This window comes from Paraburkholderia phenoliruptrix, assembly GCF_047325075.1.
Lineage (GTDB): Bacteria > Pseudomonadota > Gammaproteobacteria > Burkholderiales > Burkholderiaceae > Paraburkholderia > Paraburkholderia phenoliruptrix.
In genome coordinates, this window is record NZ_CP168531.1 from 2,076,541 (window position 1) to 2,100,741 (window position 24,201).

General features: G+C 61.1%; 24 protein-coding genes and 1 riboswitch. Of the genes, 15 read left to right on the forward strand and 9 right to left on the reverse strand.

Annotation, left to right across the window (positions count from 1 at the left end; translation table 11 throughout):
• Positions 1-157 precede the first annotated feature (157 nt).
• The 3 genes from ACEN8U_RS21425 to ACEN8U_RS21435 form a co-directional block, all read right to left on the reverse strand.
• A complete protein-coding gene (locus ACEN8U_RS21425) occupies positions 158-1,654 on the reverse strand; it encodes an amino acid permease (RefSeq protein ID WP_310110008.1) in 1,497 nt (498 codons plus the stop codon).
• An 8-nt stretch (positions 1,655-1,662) separates the two neighbouring features.
• The gene (locus tag ACEN8U_RS21430; protein ID WP_310110009.1) at positions 1,663-3,114 is read right to left on the reverse strand and encodes a pyridoxal phosphate-dependent decarboxylase family protein; all 1,452 of its coding nucleotides are present in this window, start codon (positions 3,112-3,114) and stop codon (positions 1,663-1,665) included.
• Positions 3,115-4,023: 909 nt separating this feature from the next.
• Entirely contained in the window at positions 4,024-4,494 is a 471-nt protein-coding gene (locus ACEN8U_RS21435) for an Lrp/AsnC family transcriptional regulator (RefSeq protein WP_310110011.1), read from the reverse strand.
• A 296-nt stretch (positions 4,495-4,790) separates the two neighbouring features.
• Here ACEN8U_RS21435 and ACEN8U_RS21440 point away from each other — a divergent pair, with 296 nt between their 5' ends.
• The 9 genes from ACEN8U_RS21440 to ACEN8U_RS21480 all read left to right on the forward strand — a co-directional run bounded on the left by ACEN8U_RS21440 (position 4,791) and on the right by ACEN8U_RS21480 (position 15,030).
• Positions 4,791-6,566: a tryptophan 2,3-dioxygenase family protein gene (locus ACEN8U_RS21440; protein ID WP_310110012.1), complete on the forward strand. Its 1,776-nt coding sequence runs from the start codon at positions 4,791-4,793 to the stop codon at positions 6,564-6,566.
• Positions 6,567-6,571: 5 nt separating this feature from the next.
• Complete coding sequence (gene kynU, locus ACEN8U_RS21445) at positions 6,572-7,798, forward strand: kynureninase (RefSeq protein WP_310110013.1); 1,227 nt, start codon at positions 6,572-6,574, stop codon at positions 7,796-7,798.
• Positions 7,799-7,865: 67 nt separating this feature from the next.
• Entirely contained in the window at positions 7,866-9,299 is a 1,434-nt protein-coding gene (locus tag ACEN8U_RS21450) for an amino acid permease (RefSeq protein WP_310110015.1), read from the forward strand.
• 32 nt (positions 9,300-9,331) lie between these two features.
• Positions 9,332-10,465, forward strand: coding sequence for a cupin domain-containing protein (locus tag ACEN8U_RS21455; protein ID WP_310110016.1), 1,134 nt, complete (start codon positions 9,332-9,334; stop codon positions 10,463-10,465).
• Between the two features lie 39 nt (positions 10,466-10,504).
• The gene (locus tag ACEN8U_RS21460) at positions 10,505-11,461 is read left to right on the forward strand and encodes a fumarylacetoacetate hydrolase family protein (protein ID WP_310110017.1); all 957 of its coding nucleotides are present in this window, start codon (positions 10,505-10,507) and stop codon (positions 11,459-11,461) included.
• Positions 11,462-12,478 carry a carbon-nitrogen hydrolase family protein gene (locus ACEN8U_RS21465; protein WP_310110019.1) on the forward strand — a complete coding sequence of 339 codons (1,017 nt, stop codon included), beginning with the start codon at positions 11,462-11,464 and terminating at the stop codon, positions 12,476-12,478.
• The gene (locus ACEN8U_RS21470) at positions 12,471-13,229 is read left to right on the forward strand and encodes an Asp/Glu racemase (RefSeq protein ID WP_310110020.1); all 759 of its coding nucleotides are present in this window, start codon (positions 12,471-12,473) and stop codon (positions 13,227-13,229) included. Before ACEN8U_RS21465 ends, ACEN8U_RS21470 begins: the two co-directional genes overlap by 8 nt.
• A gap of 40 nt (positions 13,230-13,269) precedes the next feature.
• Positions 13,270-13,902, forward strand: a complete 633-nt coding sequence (locus ACEN8U_RS21475; protein WP_310110022.1) for a flavin reductase family protein — start codon at positions 13,270-13,272, stop codon at positions 13,900-13,902.
• A 78-nt stretch (positions 13,903-13,980) separates the two neighbouring features.
• Positions 13,981-15,030 (forward strand): porin, encoded by a 1,050-nt coding sequence (locus tag ACEN8U_RS21480; protein WP_310110024.1) that lies wholly within the window; start codon positions 13,981-13,983, stop codon positions 15,028-15,030.
• Between the two features lie 180 nt (positions 15,031-15,210).
• On the opposite strand, the gene ACEN8U_RS21485 is transcribed toward ACEN8U_RS21480, so the two are convergent.
• Complete coding sequence (locus ACEN8U_RS21485) at positions 15,211-15,663, reverse strand: DUF3597 domain-containing protein (protein WP_015002352.1); 453 nt, start codon at positions 15,661-15,663, stop codon at positions 15,211-15,213.
• Positions 15,664-15,901: 238 nt separating this feature from the next.
• Here ACEN8U_RS21485 and ACEN8U_RS21490 point away from each other — a divergent pair, with 238 nt between their 5' ends.
• The gene (locus ACEN8U_RS21490; RefSeq protein WP_013588020.1) at positions 15,902-16,180 is read left to right on the forward strand and encodes a DUF883 family protein; all 279 of its coding nucleotides are present in this window, start codon (positions 15,902-15,904) and stop codon (positions 16,178-16,180) included.
• Between the two features lie 124 nt (positions 16,181-16,304).
• Here the strand turns inward: ACEN8U_RS21490 and ACEN8U_RS21495 are convergent, their stop codons facing one another.
• The 3 genes from ACEN8U_RS21495 to ACEN8U_RS21505 all read right to left on the reverse strand — a co-directional run bounded on the left by ACEN8U_RS21495 (position 16,305) and on the right by ACEN8U_RS21505 (position 18,683).
• Positions 16,305-16,778, reverse strand: coding sequence for a PRC-barrel domain-containing protein (locus ACEN8U_RS21495; protein WP_013588021.1), 474 nt, complete (start codon positions 16,776-16,778; stop codon positions 16,305-16,307).
• 68 nt (positions 16,779-16,846) lie between these two features.
• Positions 16,847-17,227: a fluoride efflux transporter CrcB gene (gene crcB / locus ACEN8U_RS21500; protein ID WP_310110026.1), complete on the reverse strand. Its 381-nt coding sequence runs from the start codon at positions 17,225-17,227 to the stop codon at positions 16,847-16,849.
• Positions 17,228-17,301: 74 nt separating this feature from the next.
• A riboswitch (Fluoride riboswitch) is annotated at positions 17,302-17,404 on the reverse strand.
• A 76-nt stretch (positions 17,405-17,480) separates the two neighbouring features.
• A complete protein-coding gene (locus ACEN8U_RS21505; RefSeq protein WP_310110028.1) occupies positions 17,481-18,683 on the reverse strand; it encodes an ammonium transporter in 1,203 nt (400 codons plus the stop codon).
• Between the two features lie 426 nt (positions 18,684-19,109).
• On the opposite strand from ACEN8U_RS21505, the gene ACEN8U_RS21510 reads away from it, so the two are divergent.
• Both ACEN8U_RS21510 and ACEN8U_RS21515 read left to right on the forward strand, forming a co-directional pair.
• The gene (locus ACEN8U_RS21510) at positions 19,110-20,837 is read left to right on the forward strand and encodes a sensor histidine kinase (RefSeq protein ID WP_310110030.1); all 1,728 of its coding nucleotides are present in this window, start codon (positions 19,110-19,112) and stop codon (positions 20,835-20,837) included.
• On the forward strand, positions 20,834-20,977 hold the full coding sequence (locus ACEN8U_RS21515) for a hypothetical protein (protein WP_310110031.1): 144 nt from the start codon (positions 20,834-20,836) through the stop codon (positions 20,975-20,977). Before ACEN8U_RS21510 ends, ACEN8U_RS21515 begins: the two co-directional genes overlap by 4 nt.
• 14 nt (positions 20,978-20,991) lie before the next feature.
• Here ACEN8U_RS21515 and ACEN8U_RS21520 read toward each other — a convergent pair whose 3' ends face one another.
• Together ACEN8U_RS21520 and ACEN8U_RS21525 are read right to left on the reverse strand one after the other, a co-directional pair.
• Positions 20,992-21,318, reverse strand: coding sequence for a hypothetical protein (locus ACEN8U_RS21520; protein WP_310110033.1), 327 nt, complete (start codon positions 21,316-21,318; stop codon positions 20,992-20,994).
• Between the two features lie 128 nt (positions 21,319-21,446).
• Positions 21,447-22,028, reverse strand: coding sequence for a DJ-1/PfpI family protein (locus tag ACEN8U_RS21525; RefSeq protein WP_013588026.1), 582 nt, complete (start codon positions 22,026-22,028; stop codon positions 21,447-21,449).
• A 228-nt stretch (positions 22,029-22,256) separates the two neighbouring features.
• Here ACEN8U_RS21525 and ACEN8U_RS21530 point away from each other — a divergent pair, with 228 nt between their 5' ends.
• From ACEN8U_RS21530 to ACEN8U_RS21540, 3 genes are all read left to right on the forward strand, one after another.
• A complete protein-coding gene (locus tag ACEN8U_RS21530; protein ID WP_310110395.1) occupies positions 22,257-22,733 on the forward strand; it encodes a hypothetical protein in 477 nt (158 codons plus the stop codon).
• Positions 22,734-22,851: 118 nt separating this feature from the next.
• Positions 22,852-23,307: an Rrf2 family transcriptional regulator gene (locus ACEN8U_RS21535; protein WP_013588028.1), complete on the forward strand. Its 456-nt coding sequence runs from the start codon at positions 22,852-22,854 to the stop codon at positions 23,305-23,307.
• A gap of 173 nt (positions 23,308-23,480) precedes the next feature.
• Positions 23,481-24,128: an NAD(P)-dependent oxidoreductase gene (locus ACEN8U_RS21540; protein ID WP_310110034.1), complete on the forward strand. Its 648-nt coding sequence runs from the start codon at positions 23,481-23,483 to the stop codon at positions 24,126-24,128.
• Positions 24,129-24,201: the final 73 nt, after the last annotated feature.

A 24,201-nucleotide genomic window follows, 5' to 3' on the forward strand; every position in this document is an offset into this window, starting at 1 on the left:
ACGTTAGGGGAATAGAATCCTGCCGGCGCAGCCGATCAGCAGTCGGACGATGCACGGCGATTGTCACAACCCATCGCGGCGAGCGCCTGCCGATTGCTGCCCTTACATGACGGGAACGCGGACCGTTACAACGTGGACGGCGGCACTCGCGGGCTGCCTAAAATGCTTCGCTTCGCTCGCGAGCGGTCTTCTGATCAGCCGCTCGCATCATGCTGTGGCGGCGGCCATAGCTGTAATAGACCACCAGTCCTATCGCTGCCCAGATCGCAAACGCCCAGCGGGTGGCCGGCTCAAGGCTCGCGATCAGGTAAAGGCATCCTGCGACGGCGACGGGCCCCATCAGCCAGATCAGGGGCGTCCGGAACGGTCGCTCGCGGCCTGGCTGAGTTCGCCGCAGAACCATCACCGCAATCGAGACAGCCACGAATGCGCAAAGCGTACCTGTGTTGGAGAGCTCCGCGAGACGGCCGATCGGAAAAAGGCCGGCGCCTATAACGACTGCTGCCCCAGTCAGTAGCGTCAATCGGTAGGGGCTTCCAAAGCGGTGGTGCAGTTTGCTGAGGCCTTGAGGGAGCAACCCGTCGCGCGACATCGCAAACAGCACCCGGCTTTGCCCAAAGATCATCATCAGCATGACCGACGGCAGCGCAACGAACGCGGCCAGACCGATGGCGCGCCCTGCGAAGGGGTGACCGAGGCTGCGCAAGACAAAGGCAAGCGGATCGCTGCTGCAGACCAACTGTTCGGTCGTCCTGGCGCAGGCCGCTGCCATCGCCCGACTGCCGCTTTCCAACGGACGACCGCTCAGGGCATCGAGCAACGGTTGGCCTCCGTGCGCGCCGACCGCGGCCGCACCCGTCAGAACAAACAATCCCGCGCAGATCGCCATCGCTGCGACGAGGCCGATAGGCACATTCCGCTGGGGATTTTTTGTCTCCTCGGCTGCAGTCGAAACGGCATCGAAGCCGACGTAAGCGAAGAAAATCGAGGCCGCCGCTCCGCCGATGCCGACCATGCCGGTCGGGGCGAACGGGACGAAGTTCTCTGCTTGTGCGGCGGGCAGGGCCAATACGATAAACAGGCTCAGCGCCGTCACCTTGATTACGACAAAGACTGCATTCGCGGTTGCGCTGGTTCGCGTGCCCACCACGAGCAGAGTGACCACGAACGCGGCCACCGCCATGGCCGGCACGTTGAGCAGGCCGCCAGCGAAATAGCCGGTGGTCAGCGCGTGAGGCAGTGTGACGCCGAAGCTGTTATGCAAGAGGGAGACGAAGTAGCCCGACCATCCGACGGAGACCGCGCCCGCCGCGACCGTATACTCAGCGATGAGCGCCCAGCCTATCAGCCAGGCAAAAAGCTCGCCGAAGACAGCATAGGTGTAGGTATAGGCGGAGCCTGCGACCGGGATCATGGCCGTCAGTTCGGCGTAGCAAAGCGCGGTCACAGCGCAGACGAACCCGGCGATCAGGAATGAGATCATCATGCCCGGCCCGGCTCTTTGGGCGGCCTCGGCGGTCAGCACAAAGATGCCCGAGCCGATGACGGCGCCGATACCGAGCAGGGTCAGTTGTACCGGCCCGAGCGTCGGAGTAAGCCTGCGCCGTGCCGCCGAGGCGACGAGCGCCTCGATCGATTTAATCCTTGCATCCATGATGTCCTCTACGAAATGATCTTGGCCGTGTGGGCGTGTGCAGAGTCTTCTGCGGTCTTGCGCATCACTTCCCAGAGCGCCTCAACGTCTTCACGCTCCATCAGTTCCGAGCCGACCGACACGCGAACGATCCAGCGCTCCCCAACGATGGCTGGTGTGAGATAGGCGAAACCCGAGTTGTTGATTTGCCGGCACCAGTCGAGCGTGTGCGCATCGAGGGCTTCGCCTTCCAGCCCCAGCGGCTTGTGTATCAGGCAAATCGTCTGGAACGGTGCGGGTGCGACGCGCTCCCAGGCATCGGTCGCATCGACCTGCTGCGCGAGCCAGGCAGTGTTTCCGCAGTCGCGGCGAATGCGCTGCCGTAAAGCGTCTGCACCCTCCAGGCGCAGCGTGAGCCACACTTTCAGGGCGCGGAACGTGCGTCCCAGAGGAATGCCCCAGTCACGGTAGTTGATGACTTCGCCATCGACGTCCGTGCGCAGGTAACTGGGATTGGTCGACATCACGCGCACCAGGTGCTCCGCGTCACGTACGAAGTAGAACGAACATTCCGGCGCCATCGTCATCCACTTATGTGCATTGACGACGAGCGAGTCGGCGCTTTCCAGTCCCTGCCAGTAATGGCGGAACTCCGGCGCGAGCATTGCGCTACCTGCCATTGCAGAATCGACGTGGAGCCATATGCCCTCTCGAACGGCGATCGCGGCGATGGCTTCAATGGGATCCACCGCAGTAGTGCTGGTGGTGCCCACCGTCGCGACAATCGCGCATGGCCGCTTACCGGCGGCCCGGTCTTCGGAGATGGCGGCCTGCAGTGCTTGCGTGTTCATCGAAAAGTCGGCATCGGTCTCTACCAGGCGCACATTGTCGTGACCGAATCCGGCGAGTGTGGCGGCCTTCACGACCGAACTGTGCGCTTCGGCTGTGGTGTAGACGGTGAGTGCCGTCGACTCGGCCTGCAGCCCACCGGCCGCGGCACTATAGGCCGTCGTGCGTTCCCGGGCGCAGATGAGCGCGACGACTGCTGAACTTGAGGCGGAGTCCTGAATAACGCCATTCCAGGCTGATGAAAGGCCTAGCAGATCTCTCATCCACACCATCACAGCCGTTTCGATTTCGGTGAGGGCCGGCGCGGATTGCCAGTTGAGGCCAATGACGCCCAGACCGTTGGTCACGATTGCTGCCAGCACGCTCGCCAAGCCGCCGCCGACCGGAAAGTAACCGAAGAAGCGGGGATGCTGCCAGTGCATGACCCCGGAGAAGACATGCTCATCCAGGTCCTGCAACACCGCCGCAAGGTTTTCCGGTTGCTCAGGTGCAACTGTCGGAAGCGCCCGCAGAATTTCACCGGGCTCTTTCTTGCTCAGGACTGGCGGCGTCTTGCTGGCAAGCTCTTCACGATAGGTAACGATCCGATCGATCAGCGCGTAGGCCGCCGCACGGAATTGCTCATTGTTCATTGCGACCTCCCGTGTGCTCGTTTGCCGGATTGAGGGGCGCTACGCACGACGCAGGTCGCCGTCTGCCTTCGGGCATCTGGCGACGAGAAATCGGTACGGCGCTCAATCTAAGGTGATAGTCCATGATATTTCGCTGAAAGTACTTGAATGGAAATGCGCTACCACAAGGGACGACGCGTGCTCGCTCCGAGGCGACGGTAATCACGATTTCGCGGTCGGAGCAGGAGGAGGATGACAATTGACAGGTTGCACCCGATTCCACTGCGGCTCGCGAGGTGGCGGCCGATGCCGAGGTACCGGTGCGCCGCCGAAAAGATCTGCAAATATCGTCATCTTCTCCGTACTTCTAAAGGGTCAGCAGTCGAGATGCGGTGGCCCGGACCGCGAGAGGGCGATGAACGACTGGCACTTCTGTGGCCCTCATCGCCACTGTATGTCGCTGGAATAACGATGCTTGTCCGCTTTCGGCAATTGCTGCCCCGTGCGCGAATAGGGAATACCCCCAGCACTCATGGCGCTTATGATGGCCTGCTTACGAGGTGGGCCGGGATTGCTCTCGCGCAAAACACCCGCGATTGCCGTTCAAAAGCGCAATCTGTGCGGCAAGCCCGTTTATACGGGGTGCCAATGCCGTTTGAGAGCCTTGAGGCAGCCAGAGTAGAAAAAGGCTCGCGAGGCGAACCTCGAGTTCTTGCCCTGTGAAGTTTTTGAATCCGGTTCGCGCGGCCGGCGACAACCTGGCTTGCTCAGAAGCACGGGGTGAGGTCCTGGCGCGCCGTGGGTGCAGAGCCCGAGAGCGGCGCCGCGCGCCCCGTGCGCCGCGGGCGATATGGATTGGGGCCGGCCTGCCTTTCGTTCTTGCCGACAGGCAGGCGGTGCGTTCGGACAAACCGGCTGCTCGCCTACTTCTCACCCGAGCGGCAGACGGTTTGACTCCTTGATGGTGTGCATGACAAATGCACTTCGCACCTCCCTCACATGCGGGAGGGCCGCCAGAACTTTACGACTGAAATTGGCGAATTCGTCGAGGTCCGGCGCAACGATCCGCAGAAGGTAGTCCTCGGCACCCGAAAGGATGTAGCACGACAAGACCTGGTCGATGGGCTGCAGGGAGTTCTCGAATTCAACGGCGTCCCGTTCATGATGGGAGGTGATCTTGACGAACACGAACGCATCGATCCCCAAACCGAGCGTCTTCCGATCCAGGTCCAGGTGATAGCCCCTGATGACACCGATCTCGTGCAGGCGTTTAACGCGGCGCCATACCGGCGAAGAGGAACTGTTCATTCGTTCGGCAAGGTCCGCCATCGAAATGCGCGGATCTTCTTGCAGGTAATGAAGAATCTGACGGTCAGCCGGAGTGAGAGGAGAGGTTTCCACTGCGCTTTCCTTCTGGAAGGGATTTGCGTTTGACGACAAGTCTTGGGCGAAGTCTATCGGAAATTCGGCGCTATTCGGCAAGTATGTGCCACCCAGAGATGATTTAGCGCGATAACGCACCGTCATCGCGTTAGGGTTGACCCTTACCCTTAGGCGGCGACCTGAGAAATCGGCAAAACGTTTCGCGCGAGCGTGGGAAAAGAAGGAGTCATGCCGGATGTCTGTGTTCAGCCGGTACAGATAGAAAAGAAAAACCGCGCCTGCAGAACTAGAATTTTTGCATCAGGAGAGTCGATATGTGGCAACAATATTCGGACGCCGTCCTCGAGCGGGAATACTCGCCCAGCTCGGTAGCGTCGAACTACCCAGCCGTCGTGGCAGCCTATTCGGCGAAAAGCGAGGCAATCTCCGCTTCGCTTGTGAGCTATCGCGTGCCATATGGTGCATCCGCTGACGAATACTCCATCGTATTTCCAGCGTTGGCGCGGTTCAGACGCGACGCGATCGTGATCTTCATTCACGGCGGCTACTGGCAGGAACTCTCAGCGGAGGACTCGTGCTTTCCTGCGCGGGAATTTGTCGAGCGCGGCGTCGGCTTCGCGGCGGTGAACTACACACTCGCACCGGTGACCAACCTCGAAACGATGGTCCAACAATGTGCAAACGCGATCAGGGCCATCGCCGTCGCTCACCCCGAGGCAAAGCTCGTGATCGCGGGAAGCTCAGCAGGCGCGCACCTCGCCGCCATGACAGCGACGCTCGATTGCGATGGCGAGTTGGCAGTGCGAGTGAAGGGCTATGTTCTTGCATCCGGGGTTTATGATCTACGCCCCATCGTGCGCACCTATGTGAATCAACCGCTGCACCTCACTCCTGAGTCGGCTGTCGCCGTGAGTCCAATGTTCGTTACGCCTCGCCACCGTGTGCGTGCACTCGTTTGCTGGGGCGAACATGAGACTGCGGAATTCAAGCGCCAGAGCCGTGACTACGCGCAGCATTTATCCGATCACGAAGTGCCGGTGCGACTTCTGGAGATTGCCGGGCGCAATCACTTTGACATTCTGTTCGATCTGGCGGCGCCGTCCACCGAGTTCGGTGCCGCAGTTGATCTCTTAATTGGAGCACATGCAATGGCAGCAAATCGCAAACGCGTTATCCCTGAGGTCCGCAATCCAGCGCTGGAGCTTTCTCTTGTACGGGATATCGACATATCGACGAACGAGAGTCGCGACGAAGCAGTGAAGACGACGGCAGGCGAGCCGATGGTCAGCTTCGAGGGCAAAAGCAATCCCTATATCGACTATCACCGCAACGACCTGCTGCTCAGCATTCAGCATATGCGCAGTGAAGGGCACGATGAAATGGTGTTCATCCTGATGACGCAATGTAAGGAGCTGACATTCAAAGCTATCCATTATGAGCTGTACAACATGCAGTTGCGTATCAGGAAAGATGACGTGAGCGGTGCGCTTGAACTGGCGCCCCGCGTAAAACGGCTTTTCGAGTACCTCGTCAAGACCTGGGACGTGCTGTCGACGATCACCACGCATGGCTTCAACGAGTTCAGGAATCATCTGGGAGTGTCTTCTGGCCAGCAGTCGTATATCTACCGGCACGTTGAATTCATCCTCGGCAATAAGTCGAAGCGGCTTGCGGCTGCGCATTCGAACAATCCGGACGTCTATCCGCAGCTAAAAGAGTCGCTCAACTCGCCGAGTCTGTACGACGACGTGCTTGCGTTGCTCCATCGTCGAGGCGTGCCTGTGCCGGAGGTTGCGCTTAAACGGGACTGGTCGCAAACGTATGAATCGAATCCCGATGTCGAAAAAGCCTGGCTGACGGTATACGCGGATCCGTCGCCGGACAACGACCTGTATGTTGTCGGCGAGGCATTGATCGAAATCGCGGACCTGTTTTCGCAATACCGCTGGCGGCATTTCACCTCGGTGGAGCGCATTTTGGGCTTCAAGCCTGGCACAGGAGGCTCGGCCGGCGTTGGCTGGTTGAAGCACGTTGTCGAACACCGCTTCTTTCCCGAACTGTGGTCCATTCGCACTGTGTTGGGAGCTTGATAAGGATGACTAATATTACTGTCCCCGAATTGGCTTCCCAGGACGCATTTGCTCTGACTCGGGAAAAATTCGCCTTGCCCGAAGGCGTCCGGTATTTCGACGGCAACTCGCTCGGCCCATTGCCGAAAGCCGTTCAGATGCAGGCCTACATCACGACGACGCATGAATGGGGTGACGGCCTGATTCGCTCGTGGCAGGACGCCAGGTGGAACACGCTGCCCCAACGCGTGGGCGATGCCATTGGCCGTCTCGTCGGTGCGTCGGAAGGGCAGGTGGTAGCGTGCGATTCGACGTCAGTGAACCTTTTCAAGGCTTTGACAGCAGCCGTACGCCTACGCCCTGATCGGAAAGTGATTGTTACCGACGCATCGTCCTTTCCGACGGACCTTTACATCACCGAACAGGTAGCGGCGCTCACGGGGACCACGGTACTAAGCGTTCCGGTCAGCGAGATTCCGGCCGCGCTGAACGGTAATGTCGCAGCGGTTGTCCTTTGTCACGTCGACTATCGCAGCGCGGAGGTCTACGACCTCGCCGGTCTGACGCAAGCGGCACACGAGGCCGGCGCCTTGATGGTTTGCGATCTTTCGCATTCCGCCGGCGCTATGCCCTGTAACCTCGATCAGACCGAGGTCGATTTTGCGGTCGGCTGCGGATACAAGTATCTGAATGGCGGGCCCGGTGCGCCCGCTTTCCTGTATGCCGCGAAGCGCCACCATGCGGATGCCCAGCAGCCGCTGACTGGCTGGTTCGGACACGCCGCGCCGTTTGATTTCACGCAAAAATATGCGCCCGCCCCCGGCATTGAGCGCTTCCTTTGCGGAACCAATCAGGTCATCGCGCTTTCGCTGCTGAGCCGCGCACTGGAGGTATTCAATGGCATCTCGATTGAGGAAATCAGAACTCGCAGTCTCGAACTGACCGGGCAGTTCATCGCCTCTTCGGAAGCGCGCCTTGCGGAACACGGGTTTGTGATTGCCTCGCCGAAAGAACCCGAAGTCCGAGGTAGTCACGTCTCACTGCGCCATCCACAAGGTTACGCGATCATGCAGGAATTGAGCAGGCGAGGAGTGATTGGCGATTTCCGCATGCCGGACTTCATGCGCTTCGGCTTCGCCCCGCTGTTCAATACCGCCGACGAGGTCGAGTACCTGGTCGATCAGATCAGCGAGATCATGAAGACCGGCGCCTGGAATAATCCAGCATACGAACGGCGCCGCGCTTTCACGTAAAAAGTCGTGACAAAGCTGGAAACCGAAGCACTTTAAAATTAGTACAACTAAAGAACGGAGGCGATAAATGAATGACGTCAATGGATTCAAGGCGATCGCGGACAGGGAGGGTGGACTCAAACGATCTCTCACTCGTGCTCAGCTAGGGATGATCGCTATTGGCAGCGCGATAGGCACCGGGCTCTTCCTCGGCAGCGGCGCGGCAATCCAGCTTGCCGGACCGAGTGTGATTCTTAGCTTTGCGATAGGCGCCTTTATTGCGCTCCTTCTGATGGGTTGCCTGGCGGAGATGGTTGTCACTCATCCAAGCACCGGTTCCTTCGGGTCTTATGCAGAACATTATCTGGGAGGCCTGGCGGGTTTCGTCGTTCGCTACGCGTACTGGATTTCGGTAGTGCTTGTAATTGGCGCCGAGGTCACGGCAATTTCAGTCTACATGCACTTCTGGTTTCCAACGTCTCCCGGCTGGCTTTGGATCCTGGTGTTTTCCGCGATCCTGATTGCAATTAATGCTCGCAGCGTAGGCTCATTTGGAGCAGCGGAGTACTGGTTTTCGATTGTGAAAGTCGCCGCCATCGTAGGCTTCATCGTTCTCGGAAGCTATGCCGTCTTCTCCGCACCATCTGACAGTTCAATAGGAACCCGGAATTTCTACATCGACGGTGGCTTTTTCCCACGGGGCTTCTCCGGAACCTGGAACGCGGTGGTCGTAGCAGTCTTCAGCTTCATCGGGATCGAGTTCATCGCCGTCGCTGCAGGCGAGGCAAGCGAGCCGGAACGGGCGGCACGTAGTGCGTTCAAGTCGGCGTTGGTTCGGCTTGTCATCTTCTATCTGCTGACGGTTGCGCTGATGGTCGCCATCATGCCTTGGCAGTCGGCCGGCACGGGCGAGAGTCCGTTTGTGATGGTGATGAAGAAAATCGGAGTGACAGGCGGGCCCAGTGTGATGAACTTTGTGATCTTGACTGCGGCACTGTCTGCAATGAACGCCCAGCTCTACGTTGCGACGAGAATGATCTTCAGTCTTTCTCGCAGCGGTTATGCACCTGCATTCGTCAGCAAAGTCAGCATTAACGGCGTGCCTGTTCGCGCTCTGATGCTTTCATCTTTCGGCGTTGCCTTTGCAGCAGTGACCAGTATCGTCATGCCCGGCGGATCGTTCATTCTCGTCATGTCGATAGCGATGTTTGGTGCTCTTTTTGGCTGGTTGATGATCTTTGCGACTCATCTTAGGTTTCGCATGGCCTGCAAACGCGACGGCATCACACCAGCATTTCGGCTTCCGCTATTTCCTGTTCCGACGATTCTGGGTTTCTTTCTGATGATCGCAATCATTGGGTCGACCTTCCTTGTCCCTGCATTCCGGATGTCTGTCGTGACGGGTGTTCCTATGCTTGTGGTCCTCGCGTTGGCATATGCGCTTCTGAAAGTCCGGAAATGCAAAAGGGCGCCGCGATTGAGTGACGCGCCGCAGGCTCTGGAGCGGGCTAAAGGAATCTAAAGCTGACTGAGTGGACTGAGTGGAGTAAGGCAATGACGAAATATGACGCTTTCCGGGAGGAGGTGGAGGGTCGGGCCAACGTTGAGGACTCGCCTGAACTTATCGCTTACTACCGGGAACTGGAGCGACACAAGACCGGGGCACTTTGGACGGTGGCCAACAAGATTGAGCCATGGCAGCCGAAGAGTGACTCAGTGCCCGTGATATGGCGCTATCGGGACCTGCGTGAGCATGTGATGCGTTCCGTTCGGCTTGTCACTCCCGAGAGAGCCGGACGTCGGGTGATCTTCCTGGAAAACCCTGGGCGACGCGATGTGTCCGCGGCAGTGGGCTGGCTGTATTCAGGACTGCAAGTTATGCATCCGGGCGAGCTCGCTTCCGCGCACCGGCACTCGTCCTCCGCGCTGCGATTCATCATGGAGGGCACTGGCGCGTACACGATTGTCGATGGCCACAAGATGACCCTTGGCGCGAATGACTTCGTGCTCACACCGAACGGGACCTGGCATGAGCACGGCGTCGAAGAAACGGGAACCCCATGCATCTGGCAGGACGGCCTGGATATCCCGCTCGTGAACGCGCTCGAAGCTGGCTTCTATGCTGTGCATCCCGATCTGCATCAAGCCGTCGGCTTTCCGGTTGATGACTGCGTGAGCATGTGGGGTGCAGCCGGCCTCCGTCCGCATCTGGTCGGCTGGAACAAGCCGTACTCTCCATTGTTCAAGTATCAATGGGAGCCGACTTACGCAGCGTTGAAAATGTACGCGACCGAGTCTGACGAGAATCCTTTCGACGGCGCGTTAATGCACTACACGAACCCGGTTTCCGGTGGGCATGTCATGGCGACGGTGGGCGCCAGCATGCAGCTTCTTCGTCCCGGTTTTCGGGGGAAGGCTCACCGCCACACGGGTAGCGTCCTGTATCAGGTGGCAAAGGGCGAAGGCTATTCGATCATCAACGGTTATCGCTTCGATTGGCGGGAGCGAGACATTTTTTGCGTTCCTTCATGGGCTTGGCACGAGCACGTCAACGTCAGCTCGACGGACGATGCGTGCCTGTTCTCTTTCAACGATCTTCCCGTGATGGAGAAGCTGGCACTCTTCTATGAAGAGGCCCTGGCGGACAACGCGGGTCATCAACCGGTTTCATCGGAGACTGCGCCTTGAGCGTGCCTTCGCGTTACACACTTGATTCAGGATACTTTCATGCGACTCGTTACTTATCGAAGCAACGTTACCTCAGCCGCGCGGCTCGGCGCGATCGTAGATGACTTCGTCGTCGACCTGGAGCGGCTCGGCGCACACGTTGGCCAGCCACTACCTTCTGACATGCTTGAGTTCATTGCGATCGGACCGCACGCAATTGACAATGTTGCCGCGCTCCTGACCAGGCATAACGGCAACTGGCCCCTCGTTTGCGCTACTCCACTTGTCAACGTCAAGTTGCTCGCCCCTATTCCGTGCCCCCGGAAGAATATCTTCGGAATTGGATTGAACTACGTTGAACATGTGGAGGAGTCGAGCCGGACATTGGATACGTCGAGAGATCTACCCAAGAAGCCGGTTGTGTTTTCAAAGCCTCCTACCAGTGTAATCGGGCCCGGCGATGCAATTGAGCACAACGAGGCGATCACCCGGCAGCTCGATTGGGAGGGCGAACTGGCCGTGGTCATCGGTCGCCGAGGTAAGAATGTCAGTGAGCGCGACGCGCTCGGCCATGTTTTCGGATACACGATCATCAATGATATTAGCGCACGCGATAACCGCCGCGCCGGACAGTGGATCTTCTCGAAGGGCCAGGACACCTACGCGCCGCTTGGGCCCGTGCTCGTAACGGCGGACGAGATCGGCGATCCGCACAATCTCGAACTCGGCTTGCGCGTCAATGGCGTAGAGAAGCAACGCTCCAACACACGTCACTTGCTGTTCAAAATTCCCGCACTCATCGCGGATATCAGTTCGGCCATGACGCTCGAACCGGGCGACATCATCGCAACGGGTACTCCGTCGGGTGTCGGAGCCGGGCGGTCGCCGCAAGAATGGCTGTGGCCGGGCGACGTGGTGGAGGCATGGGTCGAAAAGATCGGTACGCTTCGAAATCCGGTTGTGGCAGTCGGGACGGAGCCGCGCAAGGTCCAAATGCGACACATCGAGGATAACTAAATGTTGGAGCTATGCAAGTTCAGGGCCGCCGCGGTGCAGACCGCACCAGTGTTCCTCGACACGGTAGCGACCGTTGAAAAGGCCGTGCGGCTCATCGCGGAAGCGGCGGGCAACGGTGCCCGACTGGTCGCCTTTCCTGAGGTGTTCATTTCCGCTTATCCCTACTGGAGCTGGATTGGCGACCCGGTACAAGGTAGTAACTGGTTTGAGCGGCTTGCGCGTTCGGCCATCACAATTCCGGGGCCGGAGATATCCAGAATCGCGGAGGCAGCAGCGCAGCACCGGATTAACGTGGTGATCGGCGCAAACGAGCGTAGTCCGAGCTCAATCGGCACAATATTCAACACCGTCGTCGTCATATCGGAGGAAGGGCGCATTCTCGGGCGTCATCGTAAGCTCGTCCCGACCTGGGCCGAGAAGCTCAGCTGGGCTCCTGGCGACGCCTCGGCTCTGCGAGTTCATGACACGAGCATTGGACCGCTTGGCGTCCTCGCGTGCGGGGAAAACACGAACACGCTCGCCCGCTTTGCGCTCATCGCACAAGGCGAGCTGGTGCACGTCGCAAGCTATATCTCTTTACCCGTCGCACCGCCCGATTACGACATGGCGGAAGCAATCAAGGTAAGGGCTGCTGCCCACAGCTTCGAGGGCAAGTTGTTCACAGTCGTGTCATGTTCGACTGTCTCCGACGAGATCATCCGGATGCTGGAGGCCGACTACCCCAGCGCGCGCGAGCGCCTCACGCGCCGAAACAGTGCATTTTCTGGCTTTATCGGCCCAGACGGCCGGGTGATAGGCGAGCCGCTTATTGACGAAGAGGGGATCGCCTACGCCGAGATAGATCTCAGCCGCTGCATTCAACCACGTCAGATGCATGACATCGCCGGGCAATACAACCGGTTTGATATTTTTGACCTTCGTGTGAACCGGAACCCGTTGCGAGCTGCGAAGTTTGACGATACGGCGGACGAGCAAGCCAGGAACGAAAAACAATCGGAGGAGCCTGGAAATGAATGAAAAGAAAGTCTTTCGTATCGGACAGATCGTGCCTTCGTCGAACACCACAATGGAGACGGAGATCCCCGCGATCCTGCGTGCCCGTGAGGCGGTCGCAGACGCGCGCTTCACGTTCCATTCGAGCCGCATGCGTATGAAGCATGTAACGAAGGAGGAGCTCGAACGCATGGACGGCGACAGCGAACGCTGTGCTCTTGAGCTGTCGGACGCACGTGTCGACGTCCTCGGCTATGCGTGCCTCGTCGCGATCATGAGTATGGGCGCGGGTTATCACCGTGTGTCGGAGAGCCGGCTGCTTCGGCGAACTGAGGAAAACGGCGCGGCTGCACCGGTAGTGACAAGCGCAGGTGCTTTGGTAGACGGTCTAAAGACACTAGGCGCCAGGAAAGTTTCCATTCTTGCGCCTTACATGAAACCGTTGACGAAGCTCGTCATTGATTACCTGGAGAACGAAGGGATCGAGGTCGTCGACAGCATTTCGCTTGAAATCCCGGACAATCTGGAGGTAGGGCGCCAGGATGAGCGGGCGCCAATTGAAATAACACGGAAACTCAACATTAGCGGAGTGGACGCCGTTGTCGCTTCCGCCTGCGTCCAGATGCCGTCACTCGCGTCCGTCCAGCCAATCGAAGATCGCATTGGCCTACCGGTGGTTTCCTCCTCAGTCGCGACCGCTTTCGGCATGTTGAAGCGGCTCGGCCTCGATACCGGAGTGCCTGGCTTCGGTTCCCTGCTGTCCGGGCGATACTGATATTGACGTACGGTCTAATCGATCAAATGGCAGATATCAAATGAAACCGGACGTCTACAGCTACGAACCAGCGAAAGGACACGGTCTGCGCCACGATCCTATTCCATCGATTCTGGCGCCACGGCCGATCGGGTGGATTTCGTCGTGTTCTGCAGATGGGCGTCGCAATCTGGCGCCATACAGCTTCTTCAATGTCTTCAACTACAAGCCGCCCATCGTCGCATTCTCCAGCGTGGGCTGGAAGGACACTGTCCGCAACGTAACAGAGACGGGAGAATTCGTGGTTAATCTCGCGGTTCGCCGGCTCGCCGAGCACGTCAATCTGACAAGTAAGCCCGTCCGTAGCGATGTCGATGAATTTGCGATTGCCCACCTGACTCCGTCGCCATGTTCGCTTGTCTCCGGCCCGAGGGTGCAGGAAAGTCCTGTTTCTCTCGAGTGCCGGGTGATCAAGGTCGAACAACTTCACACGCTGTCGGGCGAGAAACTGGAGACGTGGATGGTGATGGGCGAGGTGATAGCCGTCCACATTCAAGCAGAGTTGATCCGCGATGGCAGCTTCGATACCATCGGCGCCCAGCCAATCCTGCGAGGTGGCGGGGCGGCAGACTACTTTGAGATCAACGAAAAATGCCTGTTCAAACTAGAACGGCCAGGCGCATCAGCAAGATGAAAAAAAGGACAGTACGGGTGTGGTGAGCGGGCGACCCGCAGTCGAACGAAGTCGCTGCCAACGTAATTAGGATAACAAATGAAAAAAATATGCATGCTGGTGGTTACGGGTCTGATGGTGGGGAGCGCATCCGCCCAATCGTCTATAAGTTTGTATGGGATTCTCGACGCAGGCGTGACTTATACGAATAGGGTTGATACGCGGACGCAGAAAGGCGCGCTAGTGCAGTTCACTTCCGGGTCCTCGCAGGGAAGCCGGTGGGGCCTCAAGGGTACTGAGGAGCTGGGTGGAGGACTCAAAGCGATCTTCACACTGGAAAACGGATTTGACGTTGGAACTGGCGAACTTCTTCAAGGTGGACGCCAGTTCGGGCGGCAAGCGTTCGTCGGATTGACGGGCAACTGGGGGGGACTTACCTTCGGAAGACAATACGACCTTATCGGCGATATTTTCCCGGCATTCGCCGTCGGTTCAAATACGCCGGCAGGTCTTTTGGCCTGGAGCCTCCCGGCCTACGCGGCGGGAGGCTATATGCTTGATAATCGCGTGTGGGGTGTGCAGGTCGATAATGCGGTGAAGTACGAGTCCCCGTCCATTGCCGGCTTTACTGTACGGGGCATGTACGGTTTCGGGAATGTCGCGGGATCGATGGGCACGAATAGTTCAAGCAACTTTGCCTTGAGTTACGACAATGGACCGTTGAGCGCCGCAATTGCGTACATGTCGATTCACAACGCCACCTCGTCCGCGAACTCGAGAGAATTTGCGGCCGGCGCAGCCTATCTGATTGGAAACGCGCGCCTCTTCGGGATGATCTCCGATGTCCAGCTCGGCAGTGGCACGAAGCCGCGTGCGACCACTTACGAGGCCGGTGTGGCATACCGCGTCATCCCCGCATTGTCTCTTGCGGGCGGCATGCATTACCAGCGCCGCAACAATGCTGTGGGTAGCGCGAACCAGGTCACACTGAGCGGCGACTATTTTCTATCGAAGCGCACCGACGTCTATCTTGTCGCCGCGCTCGCTCAGGATCATGGCTTCAGTGCGCAGGCGCAGGCAGCGTTAGGCGCACCCTCCGGAACGGACGGGCAGACGGCGGTCCGTTTTGGCATTCGACATAAGTTCTAGATGTCTAACGACCGTCGCCCTGGAGGTTTCGGGTCAACGGATGGCGCGCCGTATTGCCAATCGGATCGCTTTCACGGCCCGCGATACGCCAAGCCGCCGCAGGTCCATTTGCAGCGGCTTGAACATGTGCACACCGGTGAAGCCGCGTTCGCCGCCAATGCCGCCATCGGCCCCCGCGCATCAACTCTTCAGGTCGTCCGGTACCTTGCCCCCATTTTCCGCCAGCTTCTGCATGACCTCTTTGTGCAGCCACATGTTCATTGCCGCGGAGTCCTCCGTATTGCCGGTGTAGTGCAGCTCGGATGCGAGCTCCTTCCGCGCCGCGAGGCTGCTGTCGAGACCCAGCAGTTTCAGCAGATCGACAATGGACGTCCGCCAGTTCAACTTTTCGCCGCTGCTGTCCTGCATTTTCGTCAGCACTGCTTCGACGTCGACGGTGGGCATGGGCGTGACGGGCGGCTGCGAATTGCCGGCTGCCGTCGTGGAGGGCGTGGCGGGCGTGCCCGCGGGCGCACTCGCGCTGCCGGGTGCGGCGGTGGGCCCAGCGGCCGCGCCGGCCGTCGCGCCCGAGGCTGTATTGGCGGGATGGTCGTGAGGGAAAATCTTGTTGAGAATGCTTGAAAAAATGCTCATGTGTCGCTCCTCGTTCGCGCCGGCCAATGCGGCCGGCGTTGGGGAAAACGCAATGCCCGTGCCTGTGGGGCGAGGCGCGCACTATGCGCCATTGCGTGCTGTGACAGCTAATGGTCAGACGTTTCACTCGCGCATGCGCGTGATAAAAAATCGGTATCCTAACTAACTGGCGCGCCTCTTCGCGCGGCACAGTGTTTGCTCGACCTTGTCCACTCAACGGAAAGAAAGGGAGGTTGAAATGGCCGAGTCTTATCAAAGCACCAGCTCCGGTTCCGCCGATGTCGCGGGCAATGACAGCCTCGCGGGAAGGCCGAACGGCAGCGAAGAACTGCGCGCTCGCAGCGCGATGAAGTTGTCGGAGCTGAAGGACAGGCTTGCCGGCGCGCAAGACGTGGTCAAGACGAAATATCGCGTCGTGTCCGAATCGACCGACGACTTCGTTCATGACAGTCCGTGGAAGGCGGTGACGATGGCGCTGATCGGCGGGCTCATCATCGGTATGCTGGCTGCGCGGTAGTGCGGGTTTCGTCAACACGGAGGCGGTACCGCTTCCGCGCCATGCGATCCGTGTCCATGCCGCCGCATTGAACGCGGCGGCATGGACAGTCAAACGCCTGCTAGGGCGTGAGCGTCACCTTGCTTCAGTGTTCGCTCGGTCGGATAGCCGGATCGTCCTCGACGACTTCGCGCGTCGCGGACCAATACGGCTGGCGGTTGTAGTAGTTGTAAGTCGATTCGCCCCAGACCGGATCGGCCATGGACGGCCAGTGGTCCTTGTCGAAGCCGGGGTCGTCTTTCAGGCGCTGCGCCGTGATGTCGACGAAGAAGCACTTCTGATCCGTATCGAGAGTCAGCGCACTCCACGGAATGGCGTGCAGGTTGGCTCCCATCCCAAGGAAACCGCCTTCCGAGAGCACCGCGTAGGCAATGCGTCCGTTGCGGACGTCGAGCATGATGTCGGAAATCTTGCCGACATGTTCACCGTCCGAAGACATCACCTTGGTTCCGTCGAGCGTGGCCGCGGCCATGACGTCCGGCCCCGGACCTTCGCCGACACCGCCGCCCACAATCTTCGCTCCGCCTCGAGTGGCGCCTTGCGGGTTGATTGAGCCCATCTTTCACCTCCTTGAACGAAAAGGGTGCGTCTCAAGGTGCGCAAGCGCCGTGCCCGGGCGAGCCGTGCTTAGCGTGAAAGAAGAGCGACCGTGGCGATGCCGAGAATCGTCATGAGAAGCGAGGCGCCGACGTGAATGGCGACTTCGCCGGCCGCCCAGCCGAGGCGTCCGTCCTGCAGATGTTGCACGACCTCGGCGGAAAAGGTGGAAAAGGTGGACAGGCCGCCCATCATGCCCGTGATGACGAAGAGCCGCCATTCCGGCGCGATTTGCGGCGCCCGCGCGAAGCCTGCAACGGCGACGCCGATCACGTAGCCCGCAATCACGTTGGCGGCGAAAGTGCCGAGCGGCAACGACGGAAAGAGCGCGTTCAGGCGAAGCCCGAGAAACCAGCGAAACAGCGAGCCGAGCGCGCCGCCAATAGCGACCGCGAAGAGGGACCAATACATGAATGGGGCCTGACGAAACCGGAGTCAACGAGCCGGGCTGAGCGGGAGACGCGGTGCCGCCTCCGCGCGGGCCCGGGGAAGCAAGCATTATCAGCACGAGGCGGTTAGTGAGTATTCCCCGGAACCGCACACCGCGTGGGGGGATGCTCACTGGAGAATGCCATCTCCAGCGCGCAAGTCTAACATCCGCGGCTCCATGGGGACAGGTCGCGCACGGCCCTGTGCACGCCTTGCGCGTCCGCCACGACCGCGGTCAGCCGAGGCTTTCGCGCTCCGGCGTCGCGGAAATCCGGTGGATCGACAGATCCGCGCCGTTGTACTCGTCTTCCTGGTCGAGCCGCAAGCCCACCGTCAGGCGGATCGCGCCGTACACGAGCGTGCCGCCGAGCGTCGCCACGACAATGCCGCCGAGGGTGCCCAGTACCTGCGCGCCGAACGACACGCCGCCCATGCCGCCGAGCGCCCGCAAGCCGAAGATACCCGCCGCGATGCCGCCCCACGCGCCGCACAAGCCGTGCAGCGGCCAGACGCCGAGCACGTCGTCGATCCGCCAGCGGTTCTGCACGCACGTGAACATATAGACGAACAGCACGCCCGCGATGCCGCCCGTCACGAGGGCGCCGAGCGGGTGCATGAGGTCAGAACCGGCGCAGACGGCGACGAGGCCGGCAAGCGGCCCGTTGTAGGTGAAGCCCGGGTCGTTGCGCCCCGCGAGCCACGCGGTCAGCGTGCCGCCGACCATCGCCATTAGGGAATTGACGGCGACGAGGCCGCTGATTTTGTCGACGGTCTGGGCGCTCATCACGTTAAAGCCGAACCAGCCGACTGCCAGCACCCACGCGCCGAGCGCCAGAAACGGAATATTCGACGGCGGATGCGCGGCGATGCCGCCGTCGCGGTGATAGCGCCCGTGGCGGGCGCCGAGCAGCAGCACGGCGGGCAAGGCAACCCAGCCGCCGAACGCGTGCACGACGACCGAGCCCGCGAAGTCGTGGAAGGGCACCCCGAACGTCTGGCTGATCCACGCCTGCACGCCGAAGCGCTCGTTCCACGCCATGCCCTCGAAGAACGGATAAATGAATCCCACCAGCACGAAGGTCGCGAAAAGCTGCGGATTGAATTTGGAGCGTTCCGCTATACCGCCCGAGACGATCGCGGGAATCGCGGCCGCGAAGGTGAGCAGGAAGAAGAAGCGCACGAGCGCATAGCCGTTGTGCGCCGCGAGCAGCTCGGCGCTGCCGAAGAACTGCACGCCGTACGCGATCGTGTAACCGATAAAGAAATACGCGATCGTGGAGACCGAGAAGTCCACCAGAATCTTGACCAGTGCGTTCACCTGGTTCTTCTTGCGCACGGTGCCCAGTTCCAGAAACGCAAACCCCGCGTGCATGGCGAGCACCATCGCGGCCCCGAGCAGAAGAAAGAGCGTATCGGTGCCGGTTTTCAAGCTTTCCATCGATTATTTCCGCTTATGCCAAAAAGTTGGGCATCGAATGCAAGAAGTGGGCCAAAACGGTGCTTGAGGCGCGCTAACGGTGCGGAGCCGCACAGGCTTGGGATTTCGACCCAAAAGGATGGCAGCTCGCGCGGCCGACATGCACCTGCGGCGGACTGAAAAAGCACAAAAAATGTGCGTTAACCTCCCCATTCTGGTTCTTATGATCCATTGCAGGTCGAAATTTTTCGTGCAGCTTACGCCCGGAGCATGGTTCCTGCGTTCCGCTCGCGTCAGGACGTCGCGGGGCACGGGCTTTTCGGCTACGGGCGGCCGCCATGGCGGAAAGATTCTGGGTTATGGCGTGCCCCTATGTTTCGCAGCCAAACGCCGACATAATGTCCCGTCCTGGCTCACGACCGTCTGCCTTACTTTGAATGCGCACGCATGCGACTTACCACTAAAGGCCTGCTGCTGATCGCGATTCCGGCGATCTTCGAGCTGGCGCTTCTGTCCGGACTGGTCAAGGCACAGTCCGACGCTGCCGAGGCCGAACGCTGGGCTGTCCACGGCCAGGAGGTGCTGCGCCAGACCACGTCGATTCTCGATCCGGTGCTCGGCGAGTCGGTTGCGCTGCGCGGCGCGGTGCTTGCCGACGACAACCGCTTCGTCACGCCGCTGTCGGTCTGGGTCGACGTCGACCGGCGGATCGATCAGCTCGCGGAACTGGTGTCGGACAGCCCGCCGCAGGTCGAGCGCGTCGTTCAGGTGCGTCAGGCGGTGCAGGCCTATCGCCAATGGTCCGATCGCATCCAGGACCTGCTGCGCTCGGGGCGCCGCAATGACATCGCCACCCGCTTCGGCGAACTCGGCCAGACCGACGTGCTCGATCGGTTTCGCCAGCAGGTGGCCGCCTTTCAGGCGGAGGAGCGGCGCCTGGAAGGCGAGCGTGTCAATGCCGCCGATGCCGCCCGCGAGCGGCAGCAGATGCTCGTCGTCGCCGCAGTGGTCGGTTCGCTGTTGTTCGTCGCGCTCGCGGTATGGCTGTTCACGCGCGGCTTGCGCGGCCGCCTCACGCTGCTGTCGGACAATGCCGGGCGCCTCGCGGGCAACGAGCCGCTCGCGCCCATCGGGCCCGGTCACGATGAAATCGCGCGGCTCGACCTGACGTTGCATGAGACGAGCCGGCGCCTGCTCGAAAGCGAGCGCATCCAGGCGCGTTTCCAGGCGGACCTCGCGCGCCGCGCGGACGAGCTCTCGCGCATCAACGAGACGTTGCGGCAGCAGACGCAGGAAAACGAGATGTTCATCTACAGCGTCTCGCACGATCTGCGCGTGCCGCTCGTCAATCTGCAGGGCTTTTCGAAGGAACTCATCCGTGCGTGCGAGGAACTGCGCGCCGCTGTCGGCGATTCGTCGATCGACGCGGAGACGCGGCAACGCATCGAGCGCGTCGTCAACGAGGACATTGGCGAAGCGCTGCATTATCTGCAGACGGCGGTGCTGCGCGCGTCGCACATCATCGACGCGTTGCTGCGGCTCTCGCGCATTGGCCGCGTCGAATACCGGCATCAGAAGGTCGAGGTGCGCGATATCGTGCCGCGTGTGGTCGACGCGATGCAGGGCTCGATTCGCGCGCGGCGGGCGCAGGTCGAGATCGGCGAACTGCCGGCGGTGTGGGGCGACCCGACTGCGCTGGAGCAGGTGTTTGCGAATCTGATCGGCAATGCGGTGAATTATCTCGATCCCTCGCGGGAAGGCCGGATCGAGATCGGCACGACGCCGGCGCCGCCAGGCGTGCAGACGCTGCGCATTTTTTATGTGCGCGACAACGGCCTGGGCATTCCGGCCATCGCGTTGCCGCGGCTCTTCAATGCGTTTCAACGACTGCACGGCACGGCGGTCGCGGGCGAGGGCATTGGCCTTGCGCTCGTGCGGCGCGTCGTGGAACGGCACGGCGGCCGGGTGTGGGCGGAGTCGGCGGAAGGCGTGGGCACGACGTTCTATCTGTCGCTGCCGGAGGCCGGCGCGCGCGTTGCGGTGGCGAGCGGGGCGCGAGAAGCGCTCGGCGCGGCGGCATCGGCAGCAGGGGGCGCAGGGGCAGCAGACGCGGCTCCCGTGGCGGCCAACGACCACGCGATGAATAAGCGGCCGAATCTGCGGATGGGACCGTGAAAGGGCCTGCGACGTCCACGCCCCAGTCCACGCTGCAAGGCGACGCAATGGTCGGGCTGAACTGCAGCGCAATCGACCTGCATCAGCGAGCCGTGAATGACGCCGTCGGCGTCGATCGCAATCGAGCGGGGTCGACCTGATCAGACAAAGCCGGTCAGCAGGAGACGAACAGGCGGCGCGATTTCAGCAGCTGCCGGCCGCGAACCGACCAGTAGCACCCGCACGCGAGCAGGACGGCGACGACGATCAGCACTTCGTAAAGCGTCGGGCGCAAGCCGAGCAGGCCGTCGAGCGCGAACACGCAGCGCGCCACGATCAGCAACGCCGCCCATACCGAGCACGCCGCCTGCGCGAGCAGCCGCGTGCCGGCGAGGCGCCGCGCGCGGTTTTCGCGGGACCAGCCGGCCGGCGTGCGCGCGCAGCGAAATGCGATCGCCATCAACGTGACGGCGAGAATGACGATCCAGTCGGTCAGTTCCATCGAAAAGCGTTCCCCAAGTCAGCCTGTGACTATAGGAATGCCCCCCGGCGCGAACCATAGGACGACTCTCAAATGCCGCGCACACCTCGCATGGCCGTGCGCGGCGCTTGAAGCAGCTCACAACCGTCTTACAGCTCGATGCGCGTGCCGAGCAGAACGAGGAACTGACGCAGCCATTCGGGATGGGCGGGCCACGCGGGCGCCGTCACGAAGTTGCCGTCCGTGATGGCGGCGTCGACGGGAATGTCGGCATAGTCGCCGCCCGCCAGCTTCACTTCGGGCGCGCAGGCCGGATAGGCGGAAATGCGCTTGCCGCGGATCACGTCGGCGGCGGCGAGCAGTTGCGCGGCGTGACAGATGGCGGCGACCGGCTTGCCGGCTTCGGCGAACTGCCGCACGATATCGATCACCTTCGGATTGAGCCGCAGATACTCGGGCGCCCGCCCGCCGGCAATGGCGAGCGCATCGTACTGGCGCGGATCGGCGTCGTCGAAAGACGCGTTCAGCGCGAACAGATGGCCCGGCTTTTCGGTGTAGGTCTGATCGCCCTCGAAATCATGAATCGCAGTCTTGATCCGCTCGCCGGCTTTCCGGTCGGGGCACACCGCGTCGACCACGTGCCCGACTGCCTGCAGCGCCTGAAACGGCACCATCGTTTCGTAATCCTCGGCGAAATCGCCGGTGAGAAACAGAATCTTTTTTGCCGCCATCGTATGCCTCCGGTTGATCAAGGGAACACAGAACGCTGGATTGCGCGCAGCCAGTCTACCGCACAACTTTTGACGGAATCGCGACCTGGCGCTCACAGCGGCCGTGCCGATCCATGCTGCATGAAAGCGGTGCGCGGCAAAGAGCGGCAACCGGCTGGAGCAAGCCGCAACAGCGTATGATGAGCGCGTTTTCGTCAGTCAGGCCGCGTGGCGGTCCAAACATACATGATGACTTTATCCATCCGTTCGCCGTTGCTGCGCCGTGCCGCCGTGGTCCTGTTCGTCTTCGGCGGTCTTGCGGCGTGCCAGAAGAATGACGCGTCGGCGGGGCAGGTTGCCGGCAAGCTCAACGACGCGGCGCAGGCTGCGTCCCAGAAGCTCGATCAGGCCGCAAGCTACGTAGGCCAGAAGGTCGACGAGACAAAATCCGCCGCCCAGCAGAACCTCGAATCGGCCTCGGCGCCGTCGGTCACGATCGACCCGAATGCGCTCGCTTCCAGCGCGCAGGCCAATCTGCAGAACGCCGCCAGCGCGGCGCAGGCACAGCTCGGCAAAGCCGCGTCGCTCACTGGCCAGAGCCTCGAAAACGCGGGGCGCAAGCTCCAGCAATGGTCGGCGCAAAACACGGCTTCGTCGACGAGCGCGGCTGCTTCGTCGTCCGGCTCGAGCTACGGCGGCGATGCGCAAAAGCAGATGGACAAATGAGATGGGTATCAATCCTCTGGCCGCGCTGCGTGGCGTCGGTCAGTGCACGCTTCGCGTTTGACAGCCGGATTAAATGTAATTACCATGGTTACACATTGTCGTTGCAGGACGGGTTGTCGTGAACACGAGTAGCCGGTTTGCATTTGCGGTGCACGTGCTCGCGCTGCTGTCGTTGCAGGAGGGCACACCGCTCTCGTCGGACATGATTGCGGGCAGTGTGAATACGAATCCCGCGCTGATCCGGCGGCTTCTGACCATGCTGGCCGAAGCGGGCCTCACCACCTCGCAACTCGGCGCGGGCGGCGGCGCGTTGCTGGCCCGCGCGCCGGAGCAGATTTCGCTGCTCGACGTGTACCGCGCCGTGGACGACGCGCAGCTCTTCGCGCTTCATCGCGAGGAGCCGAATCCGGCGTGCATGGTAGGGCGCAATATCCAGGTCGTTTTGCGCGGCATCATCGACGAAGCGCAGCAGGCTATGGAGGCGTCGCTCGCGCGGCGCACGCTGGCCGACGCCACTGCGGATCTCGAGCGCGCGGAGCGCGCGAGGGAGCGCAAGCGGCGGTCGCACGCCTGACGCGGGTGCTTTGGGACGAAGGCGCGGGCGTCGGCTTTGCACGCCTTTGCACGACGTAGGGGCAGGCAACATCGGCGAATAGATGAGATTGACGCACGGGGCTTCGGCCCCTCTTTTTTCCCCTAGATATGTAATCGAAATGGTTACATATAAACGATGACAGGAGCATGGAAATGAGCAAACAGTTGAAGATCGCCTTGTTCGGCGCCACCGGCATGATCGGCTCGCGGATCGCGGCGGAAGCGGCCCGTCGTGGACATCAGGTCACGGCGCTCGCGCGCAACCCGGAGCGCGTGCCGGCCGGCGTGCCGAACCTGAAGGCGGCGCAAGCCGATGTGCTCGACGCGGCAAGCGTCGGCGCGGCGGTGCGCGGTCACGACGTGGCCGCGAGCGCGTACGCGCCGCCGCAGGGCGACGTGGGTGCGCTCGCGAAGGCCACGCACGCGCTGGTGGAAGGCGTGCGGGCGGCGGGCTTGAAGCGGCTGGTGGTGGTCGGCGGCGCGGGCTCGCTCGAAGTTGCGCCGGGCAAACAGCTCGTCGATAGCGACGGCTTTCCGGACGCCTACAAGGCGGTTGCGCTCGCGCACCGCGACGCGCTCGGTGACTACCGTGGCGTGGCCGATCTCGACTGGACGTTCTTTTCGCCGGCCGCGCTCATCGCGCCGGGCGAGCGCACCGGCAAGTTCCGCACCGGCACGAACTCGCTGATCGCCGACGCAGAGGGCAACAGCCGCATTTCCGCGGAAGATTACGCAATCGCATTCGTCGACGAACTGGAGCAGGGCCGATTCATCCGGCAAATCGCGACGGTTGCTTATTGAAGCGGGAGCGGGCGCCTTGTGGCGCGGTGCGCGGGCGCCGCGGACATGAAATCATGCAAGCGCCCTAACAATC

Excerpts from the sequence above, each read along its gene's own strand:
- ACEN8U_RS21530 (WP_310110395.1), top strand. The coding sequence starts at position 22,257 with ATGACTTTATCCATCCGTTCGCCGTTGCTGCGCCGTGCCGCCGTGGTC.
- ACEN8U_RS21430 (WP_310110009.1), bottom strand. The coding sequence starts at position 3,114 with ATGAACAATGAGCAATTCCGTGCGGCGGCCTACGCGCTGATCGATCGG.
- ACEN8U_RS21440 (WP_310110012.1), top strand. The coding sequence starts at position 4,791 with ATGTGGCAACAATATTCGGACGCCGTCCTCGAGCGGGAATACTCGCCC.
- ACEN8U_RS21475 (WP_310110022.1), top strand. The coding sequence starts at position 13,270 with ATGAAACCGGACGTCTACAGCTACGAACCAGCGAAAGGACACGGTCTG.
- ACEN8U_RS21485 (WP_015002352.1), bottom strand. The coding sequence starts at position 15,663 with ATGAGCATTTTTTCAAGCATTCTCAACAAGATTTTCCCTCACGACCAT.
- kynU (WP_310110013.1), top strand. The coding sequence starts at position 6,572 with ATGACTAATATTACTGTCCCCGAATTGGCTTCCCAGGACGCATTTGCT.
- ACEN8U_RS21490 (WP_013588020.1), top strand. The coding sequence starts at position 15,902 with ATGGCCGAGTCTTATCAAAGCACCAGCTCCGGTTCCGCCGATGTCGCG.
- ACEN8U_RS21425 (WP_310110008.1), bottom strand. The coding sequence starts at position 1,654 with ATGGATGCAAGGATTAAATCGATCGAGGCGCTCGTCGCCTCGGCGGCA.
- ACEN8U_RS21505 (WP_310110028.1), bottom strand. The coding sequence starts at position 18,683 with ATGGAAAGCTTGAAAACCGGCACCGATACGCTCTTTCTTCTGCTCGGG.
- ACEN8U_RS21540 (WP_310110034.1), top strand. The coding sequence starts at position 23,481 with ATGAGCAAACAGTTGAAGATCGCCTTGTTCGGCGCCACCGGCATGATC.
- ACEN8U_RS21460 (WP_310110017.1), top strand. The coding sequence starts at position 10,505 with ATGCGACTCGTTACTTATCGAAGCAACGTTACCTCAGCCGCGCGGCTC.
- ACEN8U_RS21495 (WP_013588021.1), bottom strand. The coding sequence starts at position 16,778 with ATGGGCTCAATCAACCCGCAAGGCGCCACTCGAGGCGGAGCGAAGATT.
- ACEN8U_RS21470 (WP_310110020.1), top strand. The coding sequence starts at position 12,471 with ATGAATGAAAAGAAAGTCTTTCGTATCGGACAGATCGTGCCTTCGTCG.
- ACEN8U_RS21520 (WP_310110033.1), bottom strand. The coding sequence starts at position 21,318 with ATGGAACTGACCGACTGGATCGTCATTCTCGCCGTCACGTTGATGGCG.
- ACEN8U_RS21455 (WP_310110016.1), top strand. The coding sequence starts at position 9,332 with ATGACGAAATATGACGCTTTCCGGGAGGAGGTGGAGGGTCGGGCCAAC.
- ACEN8U_RS21510 (WP_310110030.1), top strand. The coding sequence starts at position 19,110 with ATGCGACTTACCACTAAAGGCCTGCTGCTGATCGCGATTCCGGCGATC.
- ACEN8U_RS21525 (WP_013588026.1), bottom strand. The coding sequence starts at position 22,028 with ATGGCGGCAAAAAAGATTCTGTTTCTCACCGGCGATTTCGCCGAGGAT.
- crcB (WP_310110026.1), bottom strand. The coding sequence starts at position 17,227 with ATGTATTGGTCCCTCTTCGCGGTCGCTATTGGCGGCGCGCTCGGCTCG.
- ACEN8U_RS21480 (WP_310110024.1), top strand. The coding sequence starts at position 13,981 with ATGAAAAAAATATGCATGCTGGTGGTTACGGGTCTGATGGTGGGGAGC.
- ACEN8U_RS21450 (WP_310110015.1), top strand. The coding sequence starts at position 7,866 with ATGAATGACGTCAATGGATTCAAGGCGATCGCGGACAGGGAGGGTGGA.
- ACEN8U_RS21465 (WP_310110019.1), top strand. The coding sequence starts at position 11,462 with ATGTTGGAGCTATGCAAGTTCAGGGCCGCCGCGGTGCAGACCGCACCA.